23 protein-coding genes are annotated in these 21,713 nt (G+C 71.0%); 6 read left to right on the top strand and 17 right to left on the bottom strand.

Going from position 1 to position 21,713, the window contains the following annotated elements:
* Positions 1–30: 30 nt before the first annotated feature.
* The 6 genes from H4F98_RS14330 to H4F98_RS14305 form a co-directional block, all read right to left on the bottom strand.
* Positions 31–2,028: a flotillin family protein gene (locus H4F98_RS14330; RefSeq protein WP_182688524.1), complete on the bottom strand. Its 1,998-nt coding sequence runs from the start codon at positions 2,026–2,028 to the stop codon at positions 31–33.
* Between the two features lie 82 nt (positions 2,029–2,110).
* Positions 2,111–2,269 (bottom strand): DUF8066 domain-containing protein, encoded by a 159-nt coding sequence (locus H4F98_RS14325; RefSeq protein WP_182688523.1) that lies wholly within the window; start codon positions 2,267–2,269, stop codon positions 2,111–2,113.
* A gap of 33 nt (positions 2,270–2,302) precedes the next feature.
* On the bottom strand, positions 2,303–2,953 hold the full coding sequence (locus H4F98_RS14320; protein WP_182688522.1) for a hypothetical protein: 651 nt from the start codon (positions 2,951–2,953) through the stop codon (positions 2,303–2,305).
* A 144-nt stretch (positions 2,954–3,097) separates the two neighbouring features.
* Positions 3,098–3,790, bottom strand: a complete 693-nt coding sequence (locus tag H4F98_RS14315; RefSeq protein ID WP_182688521.1) for a PspA/IM30 family protein — start codon at positions 3,788–3,790, stop codon at positions 3,098–3,100.
* A 36-nt stretch (positions 3,791–3,826) separates the two neighbouring features.
* On the bottom strand, positions 3,827–4,441 hold the full coding sequence (gene bacA / locus H4F98_RS14310; protein WP_182688520.1) for a biofilm formation regulator BacA: 615 nt from the start codon (positions 4,439–4,441) through the stop codon (positions 3,827–3,829).
* A gap of 148 nt (positions 4,442–4,589) precedes the next feature.
* Positions 4,590–4,835 (bottom strand): hypothetical protein, encoded by a 246-nt coding sequence (locus H4F98_RS14305; protein WP_182688519.1) that lies wholly within the window; start codon positions 4,833–4,835, stop codon positions 4,590–4,592.
* A gap of 159 nt (positions 4,836–4,994) precedes the next feature.
* On the opposite strand from H4F98_RS14305, the gene hemF reads away from it, so the two are divergent.
* The gene (gene hemF, locus H4F98_RS14300) at positions 4,995–5,909 is read left to right on the top strand and encodes an oxygen-dependent coproporphyrinogen oxidase (RefSeq protein WP_182688518.1); all 915 of its coding nucleotides are present in this window, start codon (positions 4,995–4,997) and stop codon (positions 5,907–5,909) included.
* Positions 5,910–6,592: 683 nt separating this feature from the next.
* Here the strand turns inward: hemF and H4F98_RS14295 are convergent.
* From H4F98_RS14295 to H4F98_RS14275, 5 genes are all read right to left on the bottom strand, one after another.
* Entirely contained in the window at positions 6,593–7,636 is a 1,044-nt protein-coding gene (locus H4F98_RS14295) for an NAD(P)H-dependent glycerol-3-phosphate dehydrogenase (protein ID WP_182688517.1), read from the bottom strand.
* Between the two features lie 20 nt (positions 7,637–7,656).
* Positions 7,657–8,184 (bottom strand): protein-export chaperone SecB, encoded by a 528-nt coding sequence (secB, locus tag H4F98_RS14290; protein WP_182688516.1) that lies wholly within the window; start codon positions 8,182–8,184, stop codon positions 7,657–7,659.
* A 207-nt stretch (positions 8,185–8,391) separates the two neighbouring features.
* Positions 8,392–8,829 carry a rhodanese-like domain-containing protein gene (locus H4F98_RS14285; protein WP_182688515.1) on the bottom strand — a complete coding sequence of 146 codons (438 nt, stop codon included), beginning with the start codon at positions 8,827–8,829 and terminating at the stop codon, positions 8,392–8,394.
* A gap of 75 nt (positions 8,830–8,904) precedes the next feature.
* The gene (locus H4F98_RS14280; protein ID WP_182688514.1) at positions 8,905–9,351 is read right to left on the bottom strand and encodes a hypothetical protein; all 447 of its coding nucleotides are present in this window, start codon (positions 9,349–9,351) and stop codon (positions 8,905–8,907) included.
* A gap of 70 nt (positions 9,352–9,421) precedes the next feature.
* Positions 9,422–9,916, bottom strand: a complete 495-nt coding sequence (locus H4F98_RS14275) for a YiiD C-terminal domain-containing protein (RefSeq protein WP_182688513.1) — start codon at positions 9,914–9,916, stop codon at positions 9,422–9,424.
* Between the two features lie 115 nt (positions 9,917–10,031).
* On the opposite strand from H4F98_RS14275, the gene H4F98_RS14270 reads away from it, so the two are divergent.
* From H4F98_RS14270 to H4F98_RS14260, 3 genes are all read left to right on the top strand, one after another.
* Positions 10,032–10,805: a uroporphyrinogen-III synthase gene (locus tag H4F98_RS14270; protein WP_182688512.1), complete on the top strand. Its 774-nt coding sequence runs from the start codon at positions 10,032–10,034 to the stop codon at positions 10,803–10,805.
* Between the two features lie 89 nt (positions 10,806–10,894).
* The gene (locus H4F98_RS16870) at positions 10,895–11,902 is read left to right on the top strand and encodes a uroporphyrinogen-III C-methyltransferase (RefSeq protein WP_182688511.1); all 1,008 of its coding nucleotides are present in this window, start codon (positions 10,895–10,897) and stop codon (positions 11,900–11,902) included.
* Positions 11,899–13,149: a heme biosynthesis HemY N-terminal domain-containing protein gene (locus H4F98_RS14260; RefSeq protein WP_182688510.1), complete on the top strand. Its 1,251-nt coding sequence runs from the start codon at positions 11,899–11,901 to the stop codon at positions 13,147–13,149. Before H4F98_RS16870 ends, H4F98_RS14260 begins: the two co-directional genes overlap by 4 nt.
* A gap of 21 nt (positions 13,150–13,170) precedes the next feature.
* Here the strand turns inward: H4F98_RS14260 and H4F98_RS14255 are convergent, their stop codons facing one another.
* Entirely contained in the window at positions 13,171–13,812 is a 642-nt protein-coding gene (locus H4F98_RS14255; RefSeq protein ID WP_182688509.1) for an LbetaH domain-containing protein, read from the bottom strand.
* Between the two features lie 44 nt (positions 13,813–13,856).
* On the bottom strand, positions 13,857–15,134 hold the full coding sequence (locus H4F98_RS14250; protein WP_182688508.1) for an acetyl-CoA C-acetyltransferase: 1,278 nt from the start codon (positions 15,132–15,134) through the stop codon (positions 13,857–13,859).
* 160 nt (positions 15,135–15,294) lie between these two features.
* On the opposite strand from H4F98_RS14250, the gene H4F98_RS14245 reads away from it, so the two are divergent.
* Positions 15,295–16,215, top strand: a complete 921-nt coding sequence (locus tag H4F98_RS14245; protein WP_182688507.1) for a hypothetical protein — start codon at positions 15,295–15,297, stop codon at positions 16,213–16,215.
* A 9-nt stretch (positions 16,216–16,224) separates the two neighbouring features.
* Here the strand turns inward: H4F98_RS14245 and H4F98_RS14240 are convergent, their stop codons facing one another.
* From H4F98_RS14240 to H4F98_RS14225, 4 genes are all read right to left on the bottom strand, one after another.
* Positions 16,225–16,710, bottom strand: a complete 486-nt coding sequence (locus tag H4F98_RS14240) for a GNAT family N-acetyltransferase (RefSeq protein ID WP_182688506.1) — start codon at positions 16,708–16,710, stop codon at positions 16,225–16,227.
* Between the two features lie 16 nt (positions 16,711–16,726).
* Complete coding sequence (locus tag H4F98_RS14235; protein WP_182688505.1) at positions 16,727–17,320, bottom strand: superoxide dismutase family protein; 594 nt, start codon at positions 17,318–17,320, stop codon at positions 16,727–16,729.
* A gap of 110 nt (positions 17,321–17,430) precedes the next feature.
* Positions 17,431–18,849, bottom strand: coding sequence for a nitrogen regulation protein NR(I) (gene ntrC / locus H4F98_RS14230; RefSeq protein WP_182688504.1), 1,419 nt, complete (start codon positions 18,847–18,849; stop codon positions 17,431–17,433).
* Complete coding sequence (locus tag H4F98_RS14225; RefSeq protein ID WP_182688503.1) at positions 18,846–19,892, bottom strand: two-component system sensor histidine kinase NtrB; 1,047 nt, start codon at positions 19,890–19,892, stop codon at positions 18,846–18,848. Before H4F98_RS14225 ends, ntrC begins: the two co-directional genes overlap by 4 nt.
* A 41-nt stretch (positions 19,893–19,933) precedes the next feature.
* Between H4F98_RS14225 and H4F98_RS14220 the strand changes: the two genes are divergently transcribed.
* The gene (locus tag H4F98_RS14220; RefSeq protein ID WP_182688502.1) at positions 19,934–21,694 is read left to right on the top strand and encodes an O-linked N-acetylglucosamine transferase, SPINDLY family protein; all 1,761 of its coding nucleotides are present in this window, start codon (positions 19,934–19,936) and stop codon (positions 21,692–21,694) included.
* Positions 21,695–21,713 lie beyond the last annotated feature (19 nt).

The raw sequence follows: 21,713 nt of genomic DNA, 5'->3' as shown, positions 1-21,713 counted from the left end.
GCGGCCCTCGCCGCGGCCGGGTCGGCGCGATCACGAATCGAGCGGACGCTCGTCCTTCGCGGCCGGGCCCTCGCCCTTGCCGCGGGACATGAGGCGCTCGAGCACGTCCTGCACGATGGGGCTCTTGCCCGCCACGCCCTCGATCGCCTTGCCGACCGACAGTGCCTTGGCGAAGGAGTTGAAGAACTCGCCCTCGCCGCCGACGATGTCGATGTTGGCCTTGCCCAGCGCCGTGGCCAGGACGTCGGCCTGTTCGCGGGCGATGTCCTTGTTGGCCTCGATGCCTGCGATGGCCTGCTCGAAGTTCTTCTCCAGCTGCATGCGGAACTCTTCGTGGCCGCGCGCGTTGTCCGACAGGGCGTCCAGCGAAGCGAACTTCTCTTCCAGGCCCTCGGCCTCGGACTTGAGCTTGGTCAACAGCACTTCGGCTTCCGACAGGCCCACGTCGCGGGTCGCCTTGGCCTTGGCTTCGCCCAGCGACTGCTCGCCGCGCGCCTGCGCACCCAGCTTCTCCTCCAGCACCTTGGCCTCGGTCAGGCCCTTCTCGCGGTCGCCACGCGCCTCGGCGGTCAGCTTCTCGGCGATGACCTTGGCTTCGGCCAGGCCCTCCTTCTCCAGGGCCGCTGCGGTGACTTCCCGGACTCGTGCGTCGGCCAGGCCGGGCGCCGCGCGCTCGGCCTCGATGCCCTCGGCCATCTTCTTCTTGGCCTCGGACTGCTTGGCCGCGGCCTCCAGCTCGGCCTGGGCCAGCACCGTGACCTCGACCGCCTTGTGTCGGGACGCGGTCTCGTCGGCCTCGGCCTGCTTGACCTGGCGCACCAGGTCCTGCTCGGCGCGCGCCTGCGCTTCGAGGATGACCACCTGCTTCTGACGGTCGGCCTCGGAGACTTCGCGCACTTCCTTGATCCGCTCTTCTTCCTGGGCGACGGTCTTCTCGACGGCGACGCGCTCGCGGATGACGTTGGCGATCTCCTTGCGCTGTTCCTCCAGGGCCTTTTCCTTCTCGATCCGCTGCAGCTCGACCTCGCGTTCGCGCGAGACGATCTCGAGCTCCTTGGCGCGGGTGACCTTCTCGACCTCGATCACGACCGCGCGCTGGCGGTTCTGCTGGGCCACCTCGACCTCGCGCAGGCGGTTCTCGTCGCGGATGTCGAGCTGTTCCTGCACGGCGATGCGGGCCTGCTCGGCCTTCAGGCGCTCTTCTTCCTGCACCTTCAGGGTCTCGGCTTCCTCGCGCGCCTTGATGGTCTCGATCTCGCGCTTCTGGCGCGCCTCGGCATCGGCCTGCTGGCGCTCCAGCGCCAGCATGGCCTCGCGCGTCTCGACGTTCTTCTTGGTGATCGCCAGCTCTTCGTTGCGCGAAAGCTCGTTGGTGATGACGTTCTGGCGGGCCGTCAGCTCGGTGATCTTGCGGATGCCCTCGGCGTCGAGGATGTTGCTCGGATCGAGCGAGCCCTTGGGGGTCTGCTCCAGGTAGTCGATCGCCACGTCCTCGAGCACGTAGCCGTTGAGGTCGTTGCCGATCACCTCGATGATGCGGTCGCGGAACTCCTGCCGGTTCTCGAACAGGTTCACGAACTCGATCTTCTTGCCGACGGTCTTCAGGGCCTCGGAGAACTTGGCGTTGAAAAGCTCGTTCACCGCGGCGCGGTCGGAGGCGCGGTCCACGCCGATTGCCTTGGCGACCTTCAGCACGTCCTGCTGGGTCTCGTTGACGCGCAGGTAGAAGGCGACGGTGATGTCGGCGCGCATGTTGTCATGGCAGATCAGCCCGTCCTTGCCGCGCCGGTCGACTTCCAGCGTGATCAGGGAGATCTTCATGAACTCCTGCTTGTAGATCACCGGCAGCACCATGGCGCCGGTGAAGTGCACCTTCGGCGTGGCCGACAGGTCGTTGACGATCAGCGCGGTGCCCTGCGGCACCTTGACGTAGAACGCCTTGACCAGGCCGACCAGGCCCAGCAGCATCGCCACCACGGTGCCGATGATCACCAGCACGGGCAGTACCTGTTCCATCTCGAGTGTCATTACCCCATCTCCCTTTCTGCGTGGGTGGGACCGCGGCGCGAGGTCGGCCGGGCCCGTGTGTGTCCAGGATCCTGGCGCTGGATCAGGTGCCGCGTGCGTCCAGGCGTGCCGCGATGGCGACCAGCGCATCGGCCGTGCGGCGCTGCGCGTCCACCAGGCGCGTGGCCAGCCAGAGTCCGTAGCCGAGGACGCCGAATACGACCCCGGCATATGCCAGCGTGATGATCATGTGGATCGGCATTTCGTGTTCTCCATGTCGTTGCCAGCGGGACGCTCAAGGCCCCCTGAATTCGTCCTCGCCGATCACCCGGTAGGCGTTCTGCGCTTCCAGGTATTCGATCAGCACCACGCGATCGCCGCGCGCGAAGCCCGCGGCCGATTCGTTCCGGACCTGCAGGACCAGCCCGGCGCCGCCATCCTCCACCGCCGCGATGCCCTGCAGGGCATCCACGCGCGGACTGCGAACCGTGCCGACCATGCCCAGCAGCGAACGCGGGGGCTCGGGGCGCAGCTTGTCGTAGACCAGGCGCACGGGGCGCAGGAGCAGGCCGGCGACCGGCACCGCGGCGACGAAGCTGCCGACGACGACGCCGGTGCCGAGCACGAAGCGCACCAGCCCGCCGGGCAGGTGCCGCAGCAGCAGGTAGTCGGCGAAGTAGCTCGCGATCCAGGCGGTCATGACCAGCACGGTCAGCACGATCATCAGCGGCAGGCCGGCCAGGCCGAACTTCGAAAGGATGCCCGCCACGCCACCGCCGTCGACCGCTTCCACGGCGTCGCTGGCATCGGTCTCCAGCCAGCCGTCGAACAGCTCCAGGTCGACCAGCCCCAGCATCGCGACCAGCCAGTACAGCAGGCATACCGCCAGCAGTACCGTGTAGACCACGGTCGGATACGACACAACCATCTGCAGGAATACGTCCATCGGCCCCTCCCCTGCCGCCTCTGCGGTGGAACCCGGGGCGATCGCGCCGTCGGGTCGCCGGGCATCCGTGCCCGGGCTTGATGGCGGAATCCGTGCCGCCACTTGCGTTCGCGCGGCGACCCCGTCGGGGCGCCGGCGCGGGGATCAGCTGCCCGCCTGCTTCTTCAGCCGGTCGAGCACCGACTCCGCGCTGGCGTCGTCGGCGATGATGCCGGCTTCCTTCAGCTTCACGTCCACGCCGTCCTGGCCTTCGTCGCGCGCCAGTTCCGCCGCCGCCTCCATGCGCGCGCCCCGCTCGGCCTGCTTGAGCTTGATCCGCTCGAGCGAATCGACCGCGGTCTGCAGCTTGGACTGCGAGCCGCTGTAGCGGTGCGCGACGGTGGCCTGCGCACGCTGCACGCTTTCGGTGGCCTTGACCGTGTCGACCTGCTGCTTGAGCCGGCGGATGTTGCTTTCGGCCTGGGTGATGGCCTTGCGCAGGTCGGCGACGCTGGCGCTGAACTGCGCCACTTGATCCCGTTCGGCATCGCGGGTGCCCTCGAGCACCGCGATCTTGCCGGCGACCTCGCGGGCCAGCGCTTCGTCGCCGGACTCAAGCGCCTTGATCGCGTAGGCCTCGTACTCGGCGATCTTGTCGTTCGACTTCGCCAGGCTGGCCTCGGACAGCTTGAGCCTGGCCATGATCCCGGCGAGGGCTTCCTTGGATCGCCGCAGTTCGGCGTCGGAGTCGCGGATTTCCTGGTCGAGGATGCGCAGCGCCTGTCCGTCGACGATCGACTCGCCGACCTCGTTGGCCCCGCCGCGCAGCGCGGTCAGCAACTTGCTCCAGATATTCATGGTGTCTCTCCGTGGCTATGCGTGGACGGCGGCGGCTCAGGCCGCGTCGCGCAGGCGGGATTCGAAGGCTTCGGTGACCGAAATGACGTTGTCGGCCAGGGTGTCGATCTCGAACACCACGTTGGACAGCGAGGAACTCGCGTCGAGCGCGCCGAACATGATGTAGACCGGGTCGCCGTCGATCACCTCGATGCCGATCGTCGACAGCGGGAACAGTTTGTGGGTGCGAAGCACTTCTTCGTTGAAGGCCACCGCGTCCTTGACCTGCGATACCGGCCACATCAGCGCCTCGACGATGATCTGCTCGCCGACCACCGCCAGGAAAACCGGCAGGTCGCCGTAGTCGTGCATGACCACATGCAGGCTCGGCTCGGCGCCGTCCAGCAGCTCCACCGATACCGCGCCGGTGCGCACCGCGTCGGTGGCCGCCAGCGCCTCGTGCAGCGCGGCGGCAGTCCAGACCTTGGGCTCGTTCATACCAATCTCCTTCTGGGTAGGCACCGAGCCACGGGGCTGGCGCATGCGTCGTTCCACTGCCGCAAGCTCTTCGGCGAACTCGGGCAGGATCCAAAGCTCCTTCTTCACCAGCCCCATCTCGCGCAGTCGCTCGCGGTGCCGTCGCTGGTAGTAAGCGGAGGTTTTTCGTTCCATGGGATCGACCATACGCATCACATGTGACAGTGTCAATACATCACATGTGACTTTCGGGGAACGTTACATGTAAGCGCGGAATTGCGCCTCCCCCACGCTGCGAGCGCGTGCGGCGCGTTGGGACGGCAGGGCGACAGGGAGGGGGCGATCAGGCCGGGATGGCGTGTTTGCGCCGGGCCTCGGCGATCCGCGTGGCCAGCGCCGGCGACACTGCGCCCTTCTCGGCCTGGGCGAAGACGTTCGCCAGCACGCGGCGCTCGTCCGCATCGACCAGGCGATCGCGCAGGGCGAGGTCGAGCAGACCCTCGAGCTCGGCGACGTCGAGCTGGCCATCGTCGGCGAACACGCGGATCGAGGCCAGGGCGATTTCAAGGTGGCTGGGGGGCGTGCTCATGTCCATGTCCTTATGTGGCGTAGGGCGCCTGCGTCCACTGCGACGGGCACGCCTACAGTAGCGCGAAACACGGCCTGCCCCGAAGTCGTGCAGTATCCCGCGCGGTCGTGGATTGACGCCGATCAAGACCGCATCGCCGGCGCTTCGTAGAATGCACGCATGGACAACTTCATGCGCGCACGCAATTACCTGACCGACCTGCAGGACCGCATCTGCACGGCCATCGAAGCCGCCGACGGCGAGGCGCGGTTCCACGAGGACCGCTGGGACCGGCCCGAGGGCGGCGGCGGCCGCACCCGGGTGCTACGCGAGGGTGCGGTGTTCGAGCAGGCCGGGATCGGCTTCTCCGACGTTTCGGGCACCCGCCTGCCCCCCTCGGCGACCGCCGCGCGACCTGAACTGGCCGGCGCCTCGTGGCGGGCCACGGGCGTGTCGCTGGTATTCCACCCGCGCAACCCGCACGTGCCGACGACGCACGCGAACGTCCGCCACTTCACCGCCGAGCGCGATGGCCAGACGGTGGCCTGGTGGTTCGGCGGCGGCTTCGACCTGACGCCCTTCTACCCGGTCGACGAGGACGTGCTGCACTGGCACCGGGTCGCCCGCGAGCTGTGCGAACCCTTCGGCGGGCAGGCGCGCTACCAGGCGCACAAGGCCTGGTGCGACGACTACTTCTTCCTCAAGCACCGCGACGAGACCCGCGGGGTGGGCGGCCTGTTCTTCGACGACCTGCACGAGGAAGGCTTCGAGCCCGCGTTCGCGTACATGCAGGCGGTGGGCAACGGCTTCCTGGATGCCTACCTGCCGGTGGTCGAGCGCCGTCGCGACGCCCCCTACGGCGAGCGCGAGCGCGATTTCCAGCTGTACCGGCGCGGCCGCTACGTGGAGTTCAACCTGGTCCACGATCGCGGCACCCTGTTCGGGCTGCAGTCCGGCGGGCGCACCGAGTCGATCCTGATGAGCCTGCCGCCGCTGGTGCGCTGGCAATACGGGTACCAGCCCGAGCCCGGCAGCGCGGAAGCGCGACTGGCCGACTACCTGCGTCCGCGCGACTGGCTGGCGGAACTGGGCTGAGGCATCGCGCGCGGGACGGGCCACGCCACGCCACGCAGGAAACGGCGGTTCTCCCGCTGAGGCAAGCATGGCGCACGGTCGCCCGGGGCACCGGGTCGGCACAGGGCTGGGCGCAGGGCGCTTGGCTTGTTGCACGGTAGGCGCCCCTCACGCTGGGGCCCCGGGTGCCCTTCGCTTAGCCGGCTACGGGGCGAGTCGCCTTTGCGGTTGGCTCGCGATCCCATGCCCCTCGCAGGATGGGTCGCGCGAAGCAAAACCCATCGCGCGTCGTGCGTGCAGCTTCGCGACGGTGGGTTTCGCCTTCGGCTCTACCCACCCTACGAGGCTGGGTACCAATCCTGCGCCGTCATCCCAGCGAACGCTGGGATCCAGCTCTTGCTTTCCAACTCTCGGTGGGTGCGCTTCGCGTAGCCGGGCTACGGGGCGAGTCGCCTTTGCGGTTGGCTCGCGATCCCATGCCCCTCGCAGGATGGGTCGCGCGAAGCAAAACCCATCGCGCGTCGTGCGTGCAGCTTCGCGACGGTGGGTTTCGCCTTCGGCTCTACCCACCCTACGAGGCTGCGTCCGCGCGACGGGCTGGCGGCACCGGACCGACACATCGCGCGGGACGAGCCGCGCCATGCGAACATGCAAAAAAACGGGCGCCCTCGAGGCGCCCGTTCCATGTCCAGCCAAAGACGGCCTCAGTCGAAGAGACCGTGCGGGTACTCGGGCTTCTGTTCGCGCGACATCAGCAGGCGAAGGCCCTCTTCCGGCGTGATGTCGCCATGCAGCACCGACTGCACCGCCTGCGAGATCGGCAGTTCGATGCCGTGTCGCTCGGCCTGGCGCATGACTTCGTCGGCGGTCTGGATGGATTCGACCACCTGGCCGATCTCGCGCACGGCGTCCTCGATGCTCTGCCCGCGTCCCAGCGCGAGACCGAGGCGACGGTTGCGCGAGAGATCGCCGGTACAGGTCAGGGCCAGGTCGCCCAGGCCCGCCAGGCCCATCAGCGTCTCGGCCTTGCCGCCGATGGCGTGGTTGAGGCGCAGCATCTCGTTGAGGCCGCGGGTGATCAGGCCGGCGCGGGCATTGAGCCCCAGGTCCATGCCATCGGCCACGCCGGTGGCGACGGCGAGCACGTTCTTCATCGCACCGCCGAGCTCGGCGCCGAGCATGTCGCCGCCGGTATAGGCCCGGAAGGCGGGTCCGTGCAGGGTGTCGGCGACCTGCTGGGCGAAGGCTTCGTCGTCGGAATGCACCGTCAGTGCGGTCGGCAGCCCCGCCACCACTTCCTTGGCGAAGGATGGACCGGTCACGACGGCCAGGGGCACGCCGGGGCCGAAGACTTCGCCAGCCACCTCGTGCAGGAAGCGTCCACTGCCGGGCTCGAAGCCCTTGGTCGCCCACGCCACCCCGACGCCCTCCGGTCGCAGCGGCGCGAGTTCGCGCACCACCTCGGCGAAGGCATGGGAGGGCACGACGACCAGCAGCATCCCGGCGCCCTTGACGGCCTCGGCCATGTCGGTCGTGCCCGTCAGGTTGTCCGGCAGGGCATGGCCGGGCAGGTAGCGCTCGTTCTCGTGGCGCTGGTTGATCGCCTCCGCGGTCGCGGCATCGCGCCCCCACAGCACGGTCGGATGCCCGTGCCGGGCGGCGAGCGCCGCCAGGGCGGTGCCCCAGGACCCCGCGCCGAAGACGGCGACCGGCGAACGGGCGCCGGTCACGTCGTTGCTGGCGGCCATGCAGCGCGCGCGCCCGTCGCTCAGGCGTTGCCCGCGGCGTCGGTGCTGGCGAGGCTGTCGCCCGCCGCCTGCTGCGCCTGGCGCTGGCGCAGGCCTTCGGCGTACAGCGCGTCGAAGTTGATCGGCTGCAGGTAGAAGGGCGGGAAGCCACCGGCCTGGATCAGGTCGCTGACCAGCTGGCGCGCGTACGGATACAGGATGCTCGGGCAATGGCTGCCCAGCAGGCCGTCTAGGGTCTGCGGGTCGAAGCCCGACAGGCCGAACACGCCCGCCTGCTTGACCTCGGCGAGGTAGATCGACTTGTCCTCGACCTTGCAGGTCAGGGTCAGCGACAGCACCACTTCGTAGGCGTTGTCGTTGAGGCGCTGGACGCCCTGGTTCATGTTCATCTGCAGCTGCGGCTGGGCCTGTTCGTTGAACACGCCGGGGGTGCCGGGGGCTTCGAAGGACACGTCCTTGGCGTAGATCTTCTCGATCGAGAAGCTCGGACCGTTCTCGGTGGCGGCATCGGCCGGCGCGGCCGCGCCGTTGTTCAGTTCTTCAGCCATTTCGGCAACTCCAGGAAATAAGGTTTGAGTGGAAATCAGGGTGGATATTGGGATGCGGAAGGATCGCATGTGCCCGGATCGGCCCCGGTTTCGCCCCGCCCCTGTCAGTGCAGGTTGGGGTCGCCCGGTCCGGTTGCAAGCCCCGTCCGGCGGGCCGTGGACCGGCGGCAGGGGACGCCGGGCGAAAACGTGACCGGCTGCGCGGCGTCAGCGACGCCCCTTGACCAGCGGCAGGTCGGCCTGCTGCCAGGCCTGGACGCCGCCCTCGAGCCAGTAGACCTGCTCGAAACCCGCCTTCTTCAGGCGCTGCGCGGCGGCGGCCGAGGCCGTCCCGTTGCGACACACGACGGCAACCGGCAGGGCCTTGACCCCGGCCAGAAGCTTGCTCTCGGGGTCGAACTGGCTGGGCGACACCGATCGACTCCCGGCGATATGCCCCTTTTCGTAGTCGTTGCTGGAGGACAGGTCCACCACCAGCGCGTTCTCGCGGTTGATCAGCCCGGTCAGTTCCGCCGGACGCAGGGCCTTGTAGCCCCTGAACAGGCGGGCCACCTCGGTATAGGCCAGGGCGACGGTGATGCCGGCAAGGCCCAGCGACAGGAGGGTGTGGCGGCCGGCGAACGCCAGCAGTTCTTCAAGGTTCACGGAGACATCCATGAAAGCGGGGCCGGGATTGTCGCCCAGCGCCGCCCCCGGCGCAAAAACGGGGGGCGCCGCGCGCTACTGGCCCTTCCAGAAGTCCGGCATCCCGCTGGTCAGCCACCATTGCCTGGCCTCGGCGTCGTAGCGCCACTCCTCGCGGTACTGGGCGGTGCGCTCGGCCATGGTGTGGCGGTTGATGACGCCGATCTCGATGTCGCGCGCGGCGTATCCGCCCTTGAGGTCGGCGGTGGACGCGATCTCCCGGTACGAGGAGACCTGGAGCTGCGCGTAGCGCTCGAGTTCCAGCTCGGTGAGGGGCTGCTGCTCGCGCAGGCCCGGCTCGACCAGGCCGAAGGCGCCTTCGAAGTCGCCCCAGCGGATCGCACCCGCCCAGGCGTATTGGCGCTTCTGAAGGCTGTCGTTGACCGGTCCGAGGCTGCTGGCACACCCGCCCAGCACCAGCACGGCCGCGGCGAGGAGAAGGAAGAAGCGGCCCTGGAAGCGGGCGCTGGCGGACGGTTGCATCGGGACTCCCGGCAATTGCAGTGATGCCGGCATCCTACCGGTTCGCGTCGCCATCGGGACCGTGCCGGATCTACGGTTTGGCGATGGCGACGTAGCGTGCGGCAAACTCGGTGGCGCTGCCGCCCTCGGGCAGGCGTGCGTGGGCGACGATGCCGATACGCGCGCGACCGCGGTTGCGCAGGGTGGCGATGAAGGTCTCCCAATTCGCGCCCGGCGCGGCTTCGGCCTCGACCGCGAGGTCGGCGAACAGCGGCGCGAGGTAGCCGATCTGGCTGTCGGCGACGAAGACATCGGCCTTCAGGCCCGCGCGCTCCAGGTGCAGCGAGACGACGCCCCAGGACGCCAGCGTCATCATCGAGGCCAGGCTGCCCCCGAACGCGCAGCCCTTGTCGTTGACATGGCGGGCCAGCGGCGCGCTCAGGCGCAGGCAGTGGCCATCGTAGCCGTCGATGCGGATGTCCATCGCCGCCACCGGGGGCATCGACCGGTAGTGGTCGGCCAGGCGGGCGAGCGCGCCATCGGGATCGGCCGGGACGGACGGCGGGCGGAGCGGGTGGACGGACATCGGCGAACAGGGCGGGGGTGGGGTGCGTGAGCGTACAGGCTTATCGCGACGGCGGCGCCTGTACGACAGGGTATGGACGACGCCGGCGACGGCCAGCTGTGCCAAGCTTCCACGCATGCAAACGCCTTTGTTTCCCCGATGGCACCTGATCTCGTTGCGCCCGCAGGGGCGGCACGACGCATTGCGTGCGGCGGCGCGGCGGCACGGCGGCGGCGTGCTCGCGCTGTCGACCTGCCGGCTGGAACCGATCGACGATGCACGTACACGGGCCGGCCTGGCGGCGGCGCTGGCGACGGGACTGGCGATCTTCACCAGCCCGGCCGCGGTCGCGGCGGCGAATGCCCTTCAGGCCCTGGACGAGGTGGCGGGATTGCATGCCGTCGCCGTCGGCGAAGGCACGGCCGCCGCCCTGCGCCGACTGGGCACGGCCAGGACGAGCCAGCCCACGCGGATGGACAGCGAAGGCCTGCTGGGCCTGCCCGTGCTGCAGCACGTCGACGGGCGGAAGATCGGCCTGGTCACGGCCCCCGGCGGTCGTGGCCTGCTGCAGCCGCAACTGGAGGCACGCGGAGCGAAGGTGCTGCGCGCGGACGTATATCGACGCCGACCCGTCGCCCCCTCGCCACGCGCGCTCGCCGCGCTGGCCCGGCTGCGCCCCCCGGCCGTGGTCGCGCTGACCAGCGGCGAGGCCCTGGCGCAGGCCTTCGCGCAGGTTCCGGACGACCAGGCGGCGCGGCTGCGCGCGCTGCCCGCGGTCGCCAGCAGCGCGCGCCTGGCCGACAAGGCCCGCGAAGCCGGGTTCGGGACGGTCGGCGTCGCCGCCGGGCCGCGACCGGCGTCCCTGGTCGAGGCCGCGCTCGCCCTGCTGGGCGAGTACCCCGGCGCCTGAGCCCACGCCGCGGCACCACGCGCCCTGCACGCGGTGAACAGGGCCTTCCGGTAGCATGCGTGTCTCCCCCTGTTCCGTGACGTGCTGCCGTGTCCGACCCCCATCCTTCCGCTCCCGCACCTGCCCGCCGTCGCGGCGGTGGCGGCTTCGTGCTGTTCCTCGTCGTCCTCGCCGCCCTGCTCGCGGCCGGCGTCTACGCCTGGCGCCAATGGCAGGCGCAGGAACAGCGCCAGGCCAGCGAGCGGGCGATGGTCGCCGATGCCGACCATCGTATCGACGCGCTCAACGAACGCCTCAACGCCCTGCGCGCCGACCAGAACGCGCAGAGCCAGCGCCTCCAGCAGGCCGACGCGACCAACCGCATCGTTCGCGACGAACTGCTCGGCATCGGCCAGCGCGCGGCGCTGCTGGAGGACAGCGTCATGCAGCTCAGCGATCCCGCCCGCACCGGCGTGCAGGCGCTCCGCCTGGAGGAAGTCGAGTTGATGCTGATGCTCGGCGAACAGCGCCTGCGCGTCGCCGGCGACCTCGAGGGCGCGCGCCGCAACTACGCGATGGCCGCCGATGCGCTGGACACCATCAAGGACCCGGCGAACGTCGACCTGCGCCAGGCCCTGATCCAGGAACGGCAGGCGCTGGACGCGCTCGAAGCCGACCCCCGCTCGCAGGTGCTGGCCGAGATCGCTGCGTTCGGCGACGCGCTGGGACAGGCGCCGGTCGCGAACCGCGAGCGCCCCGAGCTGGCGTCCGCACCCTGGTGGAAGCGCGCCTTCGCCAACGTCTTCGACATCCAGCCGCGTGAGCGCGTGATCGCCGAGTTGCCGTCCGACCGCGCCGACGCGATGGCGGCGCTGCAGCTGGAGCTGACGCTGGCGCGGGTCGCCGCCGAGCGCCGCGACGGCGACGCCTACCGCGCGGCACTCGCGCGCGCCGACACCTGGCTCGGCCGCCTGTGGCCGCCGTCGGCCGAACTCGATGCCCGGCGCCAGGCGCTCCAGGCGATCGCGGCACGCCCGGTGACATTGTCGATTCCCACCCTGGGCAGCACGCTCGACCAGCTCCGCCAGTCGCGCGGCAGCCACCCGGAGGCGCCATGAACCTGTTCCGCAGCCTGTTGTTCTGGATCATCCTCGCCCTGGCCGGCGCCCTGGTCGCCCAGTTGCTGGCGCAGGACCCGGGCGAGGTCATCGTCAATTTCTCCGACTGGAGCTACCGCAAGTCGCTCTCCTACACCCTGCTGCTGCTGATCGTCGCGGTCATGGCGATCTGGGTGGCGTGGCGGGTGTTGAGCGCACCGTTCGTGATCCTGCGCCGCCGCCGCAAGAAAGCCGCGCGCATGCGACTGATCGACGGACTGGAAGCGGTCCACCAGGGCCACTGGAGCCGCGGCGAGAAACTGCTGGACGATGCCGCGCGCGATCGCGAGGTGGCCACCGTCGCGCGCATCGGCGCGGCCCATGCCGCGAGCGGGCGCGGCGACCTGCAGGCGTCGCGCAGGCACCTGGCGCCATTGCTGGAACAACACGCCGCCGCGCATGCGGTGGCCAGCGCCGAGCTCGCCCTGGCCGAAGCACGCCCGGCCGACGCGTTGGCGGCGCTGGACGCGCCCGCCGCCCAGCCGCTGCCGCCGCGCGGCCTTGCGCTGCGCGCCGACGCGCTGGTCGCGTTGGGACGGGCCGGCGACGCCTATGGCCTGCTCGGCGCGCTGCGCCAGCAGCAGGCCTTGCCGGCCGCGCGGCTGGAGGCACTGGAAGCCCGCTGGGCCGAGGCCGGGCTGCGCGAAGCGGCCGATGCCAATGTCCTCGCCGACCGCTGGGAAGCCCTGCCCAAGCCGCTGCGCAGCGATGCCGCCGCGGTGGCCGCCTATGCCGAGCGCGCCGCGGCGCTGCGTTGGGAGGACGCGGCCGCGCGCAGCGTCGAACAGGCGCTGGACGCACGCTGGAACGATGAGCTCGCGCGGCTGTACGGGCGCCTGCCGATCGGCCGCATCGACGAGCGCCTGGGCCACGCCGAGCGCTGGCTGCAGGCGCACCCGGCCAGCCCGGGCCTGCTGCTCAGCCTGGCGCGCCTGCATCGCAGCAAGGGCCAATGGTCGCAGGCCGAGGCCTACCTGCACCGCGCCCTGGCCCAGGGCGGCAATGCCGAGGCCTGGGAAGAGCTCGGCCACGGCTTCGCCCAGGCCGGCGAGGACACCCGTGCCAGGCAGTGCTACCAGAACGCCTTGCGCGTCGCCCGCGGCGAAGCCCCGGTCGACATACCCGGCCGCGACCTCAAGCAGAAGATCTACGACCAGGCCGCGATCGAGGAACGCGACGAACACGGCCTGCCGCGCCTGCGGGAGTAAGCCCCGCCACCCGGGCGGGGTTCAGCGCTCCCGGATCGCCTCGTACAGCGCGACGGACGCGCCGATGGCCCGGTCGTTGGTGATCGGCGCCAGCTCCTCGACCTCGCCCAGGTAGAGGCCGCCGGCCGTGGCGATGATCGTGGTGGGGCCGATCACGACCTGCGGGCCCACGATGCCCAGTGGCGCGGCCGGATCGAACGAGCGGTCCATGGTCACCACGTAACCACCGATGGCCTCCGCGCGGGGATCGTCGAAGACCATGCCCATCCCGCGCATGATCGCTTCATCGTCCGGGTCCCGGGGGAGTTCGCTGACGGTGATGCCAACCGCGAGCGATCCGCCCTTCACCGCTTCGAAGGCGTTGTCGCTCCTGGTGCGCGGCGTCAGCCACGTGCAGCTCACGCCGTAAGTGTAACTGTCGCCATGCTTGCCCTGACCGCTTTCCGCGCCGTCCGCCGGCACCAGCCCATCCACCAGGCCGCCCAGCAGCAATGCCATTTCATCGCAGTCGGGCAGCGCCTCGAAGGATGGGGCTTCTTCAGGCGAAAGCGCCCTGGCGGTGGGTGCCGCGTCGGGGGCATCCGCGCCACAGGCGCACAAGGCGCAGGCGGTCAGCACGACGCCCGCGATCCATTCGGCACGCCTGCCCGTCCTTGTTGTCATCCGTTTTCGTCCTTGATCGGTCCCACGTGCGCGCAGGGTACGCGTCAGCGCTCCAGGATGGCCACCACGCCCATGCCGCCGGCCGTGCAGATGGAGACCAGGCAGCGGCCGCCACCTCGCGCCTTGAGTTCCTTGGCCGCGGTCGCGACGATGCGCGCGCCGGTGGCCGCGAACGGATGCCCGGCGGCGAGGGAGGACCCGTTGGGGTTGATCTTCTCCGGATCGATCGCGCCCATCGCGCCGTCCAGTCCCAGGCGCGTGCGGCAGTATTCCTCGCTCTCCCAGGCCTTCAGCGTGCACAGCACCTGCGCGGCGAATGCCTCGTGGATCTCGTAGATGTCGAAGTCCTGCAGCGTCAGGCCGTTGCGCTTGAGCATCTCGGGCACCGCCACGGTCGGCGCCATCAACAGGCCCTCGCCATGGACGAAGTCCACCGCCGCGACCTGGGCATCGCGCAGGTAGCACAGCACCTCGTGGCCGTTGTCGCGGGCCCAGTCCTCCGAGGCCAGCAGGCAGGCGGAGGCGCCGTCGGTCAGTGGCGTGGAATTGGCGGCGGTGAGGGTGCCGCGACCGGATACCTTGTCGAAGGCCGGCTTCAGGGTCGCCAGTTTCTCCATCGTCGAGTCGGGCCGCAGGATGTTGTCGCGGGCGACGCCGCGGAAGGGCACCACCAGGTCGTCCATGAACCCGCGCTCGTAGGCCGCGGCCAGCTTCTGGTGGGACGACAGGGCCCAGGCATCCTGGGCCTCGCGGCTGATGTCCCACTGCTTGGCCATGTCCTCGCAGTGCTGGCCCATGCTCTTGCCCGTGCGCGGCTCGGCGACGCCCGGGAACTCGGGCTTGAGCTCGCGCAGCGAAAATCCCTTGAAGGCGGCCAGCTTGCCCTTGAAGTCGCGCGCGGCATTGGCCGCGAGCAGGCGCCGGCGCAGCGACTTGCCATAGACGATCGGCACGTCGGAGGTGGTGTCGGAACCGCCGCCGATGCCCGACTCGATCTGTCCGGTGGCGATCTTGTTGCCGATGGTGATGATCGAGTCCAGCGAGGTGCCGCAAGCGCGCTGCAGGGTGATGCCCGGCGTCAGCGGCGACAGCCCGGAGGACAGCGCGGCCTCGCGGCCGAGGTTCCAGTCGCTGCTGTGCTTGATCACCGCGCCCATCGCCACTTCGCCCAGCTGCTTGCCGTGCAGGCCGAACTTCTCGACGAGCGCGCCGAGCGTGCGCACCGACATGCCGAGGTTGCCGACGTCCGAGTAAGCGGTGTTCTGGCGGCAGAACGGAATGCGGACGCCACCAAGCACGGCGACGGGACGGGTTTGGCGCATCGGGACACCTCTTGGGACGGATGGTCGGGCCGGAGGCACAGGATGCCTTTCACGGCGTGGGGGCATAATGAACGTGCGAGCGATGCCCCGGGCGCACCGGGGCATCGGCGAGTGTAGCGCCGCCCCCTCCATCGACCAAACGGTACCGTATCTTTCGCCCATGACCGACGCCCCCGACCCCGTCCGCGACGCCGCCCTGGCCCCCCTGCACGTGCTCGGGGCGCTCGCGCTGGAGCTGACCGCGGGTGCCGACGTGGCCCGCGACCGCTTGCCGCAGGGTGATGCGGGGGCGCTGGCCGCGCTGATCGCCTCGGACCTGGCCGGCTTCGACCCCGACGCCGCCGCGCTCGACCTGGTCGTGGTCGGCGCGCATTACGATCCGGTGGAACTGCTGCGACCCGGCTGGCCGCTCCACCGGGAACTGGACGATCTTGCCGCGCGCGCGCCCCGCGACGGCCTCGAGGGCGGACGGGTGATCGCCTTCGGCAGCCACGAAGACCGCCTGCCCGGCGCACTGTCGCCCTCGGCCGACTACCCGGGCGGCACCCTGCGTCTGGTGCCCTTCGCGCTGTCGGGCCCGCCTTCGCGGGTGGCCGCCGTGGGCGACCGCTTCGAGGCCACCCTGATGGAACAGGGCATGGCCAGCGCCGAAACCGCGCTGGAGGCGCAAGTGGCGTTCGGCGTGCGCGTCGAGCACGCGCGCTACCTGACCCTGCACGACCTGGCGGCGATGACGTCCATGCAGTACGACCATGCCGGCCTGGGGCCCTTGTGGCCGGTGCTGGAAACCGCCCTGCTCGAGCCCGACGGCGAGGCCTGGCTGGACGCGACCCCCGAACCGCTGGTGCACTACGTCGCCGGCGAGGCCCGCATCGCCCTGTTCCCGCCGCGCGCATGGCACGCGCGCCATGCCCCCGCCGAACCCTGCGACACCGACGCCTGCCGCGAGCGCCTGGAGCGCCAGTACCAGCACTTCCAAGGCCGGCAACGGCAGTTCGCCGCCGTGCTGGCCGCACACGGGGTAGCGGTCAACTTCGTGCACTGCGAGGACGCGGCGGGGGCGCGCGACGCCCTCGCCTGAGGCGGCCCCTCAGAACTCGACTTCGAAGATGCGGTAGCCCGCGTCGTCCATGCCCAGCGCACGGTAGGTACGCTGGGCATTCTCGTTATCGCGTTCGACGTACAGGCGCAGGCCGACCACGCCCGAGGTGTCGCGGGCCTGCCGTTCGACATGGCGGTAGAGCGCGGCGAACACGCCCTGGCGCCGATGGGCCGGGGGCACGTACACGCTCTGGATCCACCACCACTCGCCGTTGCGCCAGTCGCTCCACTCGCGCGTGAGCATGAGGGTGCCGACCGGGACCGAGACCAGCTCGTTCCCGGCAAGCGGCGCGTCGCGCATGGCGACCAGGTAGCGCGCACGCGCCGGATCGGCGATCCCGGCGCGCACGCCGGCCAGCACGGTGTCGGCGTCGAGCCGCTTGTGCTCGGTCTCGCGCGCCATCGCCGACGCCCATTCGGCGAGCAGCGCTGCGTCGGCGGCCTGGGCGTCGCGGATCCTGAGCGCGTGCGGCATCGGTACGGTTCCTGGTTTACTCGGTGACCTTGATGATGCCGCAGGCGACCCGCTTGCCGGCATTGCCGGAGGGCTGGCTGGTGTAGTCGTCGCCGGCGGCATGCACGATCACCGCGCGACCGGCGACGTCGTTGAACGCGCCGCCGCCAAGCGTCACGCCCTCGGCGTGCACGTTGACCTGGGCGACGCCTTCGCCATTGGCATTGATGTTGTCCATGTCGCCACCGTGGTGGGCACCCTGCCCGACCCGGCCGTGCGGGCTGCCGGCGGGATTGAAGTGGCCGCCCGCGCTGCTTGCGTCGACCGCGCTGCAGTCGCCGTTCTCGTGGATGTGGATCGCATGCAGGCTGCCCGGGGTCAGGCCGCCGATCTCGCCGCCGAGATATACACCGTCCGCGCCCGGGCGCACGTTGAGCTTGCCGCTCACCAGGCTCGCCGAAGCCGCGGTCAGGACGACTTCGGCGGCCTTGGCGGTGGAAACCGGCGCGGGCGCGGGTGCCGGCGCGGGCTTCGGCGCCGGCGCGGTGCTGCAGGCGGCCAGCAGGCCCAGGCTGGCGAAGGCGGCCGCGGCCAGGCCTTGGCGTCGGAATCGGGGGGTGGCGTGGATCATTGGAACCTCCTTGCGGTTCGATCGGAATCTCGGGGCGTGGACGCCCGTGCGCCCCACGTTACGCAGGGGCGGGTTCAATGCAGGTGAACCGGAGCAGGCGACGCCGCGCCTCATGTCCGGCGGGGCCGGCCACCGAGCTTTCGCGTCAGTGTGTTGCGGCCCAGGCCCAGGCGCTGGGCCGCTTCGGCGCGCCGGCCACCGGTATGCGCGAGCGCGGCGTCGAACAGGCAGGCCTCCATCCGCGCCAGCGCGCGCGCATGGATGTCGTCGCGCCCCGCCTCGAGTTCGGAGCGCGCCCAGTCCGCCAGGCGCGCGTCCCAGGGATCGGCCTCGCCACCGGCCAGGCGTTCGCCGGCGCCCAGGGCGGCTTCCACGTCGGCCACGCCGATGCTGTCGGTGGGCGCCAGCGCGGCCAGCCGCCAGCACAGGTTCTCCAGTTCGCGCACGTTACCGGGCCAGTCGTGCGCCTCCAGGCGCTGCAGGGCGGCGCGCGACAGGCGCTTGGGCGCGGCGTTGAAGCGCTGGGCGGCGGACTGCAGGAAGCGCTCGGCGATGCGGGCGACGTCGCCGCGCCGATCGCGCAGCGACGGCAGGTGCAGGCGCACGACATCGAGGCGGTGCAACAGGTCGGCGCGGAAGCGCCCCTGCTCGACCAGCGCGTCCAGGGCCTGGTGGGTCGCGGCGATGACGCGCACGTCCACGCGGATCAGCTCGCGCCCGCCGACCCGGAAGAACTCGCCCTCGGCGAGCACGCGCAACAGGCGCGTCTGCAGCGGCAGGGGCATGTCGCCGATCTCGTCGAGGAACAGGCTGCCGCCATCGGCCTGCTCGAAACGCCCGATGTGGCGGCGTTGCGCGCCGGTGAACGCGCCGGCTTCATGGCCGAAGAGTTCGCTCTCCAGCAGCTCGGCCGGGATCGCGGCGGTGTTGAGGGCGACGAAGGGGCGGCCGGCCCGTGGCGACTCGCGGTGCAGCGCGCGCGCGACCAGTTCCTTGCCGGTGCCGGTCTCGCCGGTGACCAGCACGGACAGGGGCGCCTGCGCCAGCCGGCCGATCGCGCGGAACAGCGTCCGCATCGCCGGTGTGTCGCCGATCAGCGCATCGTGCGTGCCGTCGTGCGCCATCGTCCCGCCCGCGTCCGCGTTCGCGTCCTCGCCGGCATCGTCGACGCCCAGTGCCCGCTCGGCCAAGGCCACCGCCTCGTCCAGGTCGAAGGGCTTGGACAGGAATTCGTGGGCGCCGCCGCGGAACGCCCCGGCGGTGCTGGCCACGTCGGTGTAAGCGCTCATCACGATGACCGGCAGCCCGGGCAGCAGCTGCTTGAGCTTGTCGAGCAGCACCAGTCCGTCGTCGCCGGGCATGCGCACGTCGGTGAACAGCAGCTCGGGCGCCTGGCGCGTGTCCAGCGCCGCGAGGGCTTCGGCGGCACTGGCGAAATCCTCGGTCGCATGCCCCGCCTGGCGCAACGCCGAGGCCAGCACGAAACGGACGCTGCGATCGTCGTCGACGACCCAGATGCGATGGCTCATGCCGCGGCCTCCGTCGCCGCCGGCATCGGCAGCAGCAGGGTGAAAACGGTGTGGCCGGGCCGCGAGCGATAGGCCAGCGAACCGCGGTGCTCGCGGGCCACCTGCTGCGCGAGCGCCAAGCCCAGGCCGCTGCCTTCCGCGCGCCCGGACACCAGCGGCAGGAACAGGCGTTCGGCCAGTTCGTCGGGAATGCCGCGGCCGTCGTCGATGATCTCCAGCCGCAGCGCCATCGGATGCACGTCCTCGCCGATGCGCACGCCATGCTCGGCGCGGGTGCGCAGGCTGACGTGGGTGGCGCCGGCCTCGATCGCATTGCGGGCGAGGTTCCAGACCGCCTGCACGAGGCGGTCGGCGTCGCCCATGACATCGGGCAGGCTGGGATCGTAGTCGCGCAGCAGGCGCACGGCCCAGCCGGCGTCGCTCTCGGCCAGGCGCAGGACGCGCTCGAGCACGGCATGGATGTTGATCGGGCCATGCGGGCGCGAGGGCGCCGGGCTCAACAGCTGGTCGAGCAGGCCGGTCAGGCGCGCGACTTCATCCTCGATCAGGCCGACCAGCTCGCGCGACTCGCCATCGTCGACGCGACGCGCCAGCAACTGCGCGGCGCCCTTGAGCCCGGCCAGGGGATTGCGCAACTCGTGGGCCAGGCCCTTGAGCGAGGCCGACAGCGCCGAAGGCAGCAGCAGCGCGGGGTCGTCGCCCGGGAATTCGTCGACCGGGTGGACTTCCATCCGCCAGCCGCCCTCGACGACGCGGGTCAGCCAGACATCGGCGAAGCATTCTTCATGGTCGGTGAAGCGCAGGCGCGCGCGGCGCACGCGCAGGGGGGCGTCGACCTCGACCGGCCGCGACAGGGCTTCGGCGAGGCGACCGTCGCCGGCATCGAGCGCGGCCATCGGCCAGTCCTTCAACCGCCGCGCGCCGACCCCGAGCCAGCGCGACATCGCCGCATTCGAGCCGACGATCCGGCCTTCGCCATCGCTCCAGGCCATGGGCGTCGTCAGGCTGTCGAACGGGGCTTCGGGCGGGAGGGTCGGGGCCATCGCACCATCTTAGTGCACGGCCGGGACGATAGACTCTCCCCATGGACCATGACGCCGTCGCCCAGGCCCACCACCTGCTCCGCCGCGGCGACGTGGGGGCCGCCATCCGCCATCTCGTGCCCGCGCTGGACGCATCGGCATCGCGACCGCAATCGCTTCGCCTGTTGGCGCGACTGGCCCTGCACCAGCAGGACACCGCCCTCGCCTCGCGCACGCTGCAGGCCGCCTTGGCCGCATCGCCCGATGATGCGGAGCTGCATGCGCTGCGCGCGGCGGCAGCCAAGATCGCCGGCGACCCCGATGCACTCGAGGGCGCCGCGCGCCGCGCGGTCGCGCTCGACCCCGGGGAGCCGCTGGCCACCGCCCTGCTGACCGAGGCCCTGCGCGAGCGGCTGCAGGTCGGGGAAGCCATCGAAGTGGCCAGTGCCTGCCTGGCCCGGCGTCCCGACGACTGGGGCACCCGGCTGGCCCGCGCCGACGCGCTGCAGTTCGCCGGCGAGGCGGAGGCCGCCGAACGCGATGCGCGCCACGCCGCAGGCACCGGCGGTTCGTTGCAGGCCGTGCAGATGGCCTGCTCGACCTTGCTTTACCTCGATGAGCCCGCGCCGGACACTCCCGCAGGGGCTGCCCGGCCCGATGCTGCGACCGTGCTTGCTCGACATCGCGAACTGGCGGCTGCGATACCGCCACTGCGGCTCCCGCCCCCACCCCGGGGCGGCGACGCACCCGGCACCCGCCCGCTGAGGGTGGCACTGCTGTCGCCCGACCTGCGGCGCCACCCCGTCGGGCAGTTCGTCGAACCCCTGCTGGCCGCCTGGGACCGGGAACGCATCCGCCCGTTCTGCTACAGCGACGGCGTGCCCGACGCCGCGAGCGCGCGACTGCGGGCGCGCTGCAACGATTGGCGCGACATCCGCGGCGAACACGACATGCGAGTCATCCAGCGCCTGCGCGAGGATCGCATCGACGTGCTGGTCGACCTGGCCGGGCACACGCATGGCAGCCGTCCGCAGGTGCTGGCATCGCGCTGCGTGCCCCGGCAGTTCGGCTACCTGGGCTACCTCTTCGACACCGGTTTCGAGACCTGCGACGGGATCATCGGCGATGCCTTCAACCTGCCGCCCGCCACCCGCTCGGCGCGCCGTCCGCTGCGCCTGCCGGGCAGCTTCCTGTGCTACTCGCCTTCGGCGGACGCGCCGGCGGTGGCCGCGCGCGCAGCACGTGGCGAGCGGGTCTTCGGCAGCTTCAACCACCTCGCCAAGCTCTCGACCCGTACCATCGCCCTGTGGACCCGCACGGTCCTGGCCGTTCCGGGCGCGCGCCTGGTGCTGTGCGCGCTTGGCCTGGCCGACCCGGCGACGCGCGAACGGATCCAGGCACGCTTCGCCGAAGCCGGCCTGCCGGGGGGCAGGCTCGAACTCCGACCGCCGGTGACCTCGAGCCTGCCGGCGTTCCTGGCGCAGTACGCGGACGTGGACATCGCCCTCGACCCGCTTCCGTTCAACGGTGGGACGACCACCCTCCAGGCGCTGTGGCAGGGTGTCCCGGTGCTGACGCTGCCGGGCCAGCGCATGGCCGCGCGCAGCGGGCTGTCGATCCTCGCCGCGGCAGGGCTGTCGGACTGGGTGGCGGAAACCGAGGACGACTTCGTGAATCGCGCGTGCCACCTCGCCGACGACGGGCAAGCACGCATCGCATGGCGTCGGGGCCTGCGGGACCGCCTGCGCGACGCGGGCAGCTGCGACGCGGGCCGGTTCGCCGATCGTTTCGCCCGCCTGCTCGAAGACGCCGTGGGCGCCTAGTCGGCCGCGCGGCGCGGCG

The sequence above is a fragment of the Marilutibacter spongiae genome (assembly GCF_014145325.1).
Lineage (GTDB): Bacteria > Pseudomonadota > Gammaproteobacteria > Xanthomonadales > Xanthomonadaceae > Marilutibacter > Marilutibacter spongiae.
Note: the sequence above shows the minus strand (reverse complement) of the source record. Positions and strands in the feature narration are given on the sequence as shown.

Coding starts and splice junctions, on each gene's coding strand:
- H4F98_RS14330 (WP_182688524.1), bottom strand. CDS start 2,028: ATGACACTCGAGATGGAACAGGTACTGCCCGTGCTGGTGATCATCGGC.
- H4F98_RS14325 (WP_182688523.1), bottom strand. CDS start 2,269: ATGCCGATCCACATGATCATCACGCTGGCATATGCCGGGGTCGTATTC.
- H4F98_RS14320 (WP_182688522.1), bottom strand. CDS start 2,953: ATGGACGTATTCCTGCAGATGGTTGTGTCGTATCCGACCGTGGTCTAC.
- H4F98_RS14315 (WP_182688521.1), bottom strand. CDS start 3,790: ATGAATATCTGGAGCAAGTTGCTGACCGCGCTGCGCGGCGGGGCCAAC.
- bacA (WP_182688520.1), bottom strand. CDS start 4,441: ATGGAACGAAAAACCTCCGCTTACTACCAGCGACGGCACCGCGAGCGA.
- H4F98_RS14305 (WP_182688519.1), bottom strand. CDS start 4,835: ATGAGCACGCCCCCCAGCCACCTTGAAATCGCCCTGGCCTCGATCCGC.
- hemF (WP_182688518.1), top strand. CDS start 4,995: ATGGACAACTTCATGCGCGCACGCAATTACCTGACCGACCTGCAGGAC.
- H4F98_RS14295 (WP_182688517.1), bottom strand. CDS start 7,636: ATGGCCGCCAGCAACGACGTGACCGGCGCCCGTTCGCCGGTCGCCGTC.
- secB (WP_182688516.1), bottom strand. CDS start 8,184: ATGGCTGAAGAACTGAACAACGGCGCGGCCGCGCCGGCCGATGCCGCC.
- H4F98_RS14280 (WP_182688514.1), bottom strand. CDS start 9,351: ATGCAACCGTCCGCCAGCGCCCGCTTCCAGGGCCGCTTCTTCCTTCTC.
- H4F98_RS14275 (WP_182688513.1), bottom strand. CDS start 9,916: ATGTCCGTCCACCCGCTCCGCCCGCCGTCCGTCCCGGCCGATCCCGAT.
- H4F98_RS14270 (WP_182688512.1), top strand. CDS start 10,032: ATGCAAACGCCTTTGTTTCCCCGATGGCACCTGATCTCGTTGCGCCCG.
- H4F98_RS14260 (WP_182688510.1), top strand. CDS start 11,899: ATGAACCTGTTCCGCAGCCTGTTGTTCTGGATCATCCTCGCCCTGGCC.
- H4F98_RS14255 (WP_182688509.1), bottom strand. CDS start 13,812: ATGACAACAAGGACGGGCAGGCGTGCCGAATGGATCGCGGGCGTCGTG.
- H4F98_RS14250 (WP_182688508.1), bottom strand. CDS start 15,134: ATGCGCCAAACCCGTCCCGTCGCCGTGCTTGGTGGCGTCCGCATTCCG.
- H4F98_RS14245 (WP_182688507.1), top strand. CDS start 15,295: ATGACCGACGCCCCCGACCCCGTCCGCGACGCCGCCCTGGCCCCCCTG.
- H4F98_RS14240 (WP_182688506.1), bottom strand. CDS start 16,710: ATGCCGCACGCGCTCAGGATCCGCGACGCCCAGGCCGCCGACGCAGCG.
- H4F98_RS14235 (WP_182688505.1), bottom strand. CDS start 17,320: ATGATCCACGCCACCCCCCGATTCCGACGCCAAGGCCTGGCCGCGGCC.
- ntrC (WP_182688504.1), bottom strand. CDS start 18,849: ATGAGCCATCGCATCTGGGTCGTCGACGACGATCGCAGCGTCCGTTTC.
- H4F98_RS14225 (WP_182688503.1), bottom strand. CDS start 19,892: ATGGCCCCGACCCTCCCGCCCGAAGCCCCGTTCGACAGCCTGACGACG.
- H4F98_RS14220 (WP_182688502.1), top strand. CDS start 19,934: ATGGACCATGACGCCGTCGCCCAGGCCCACCACCTGCTCCGCCGCGGC.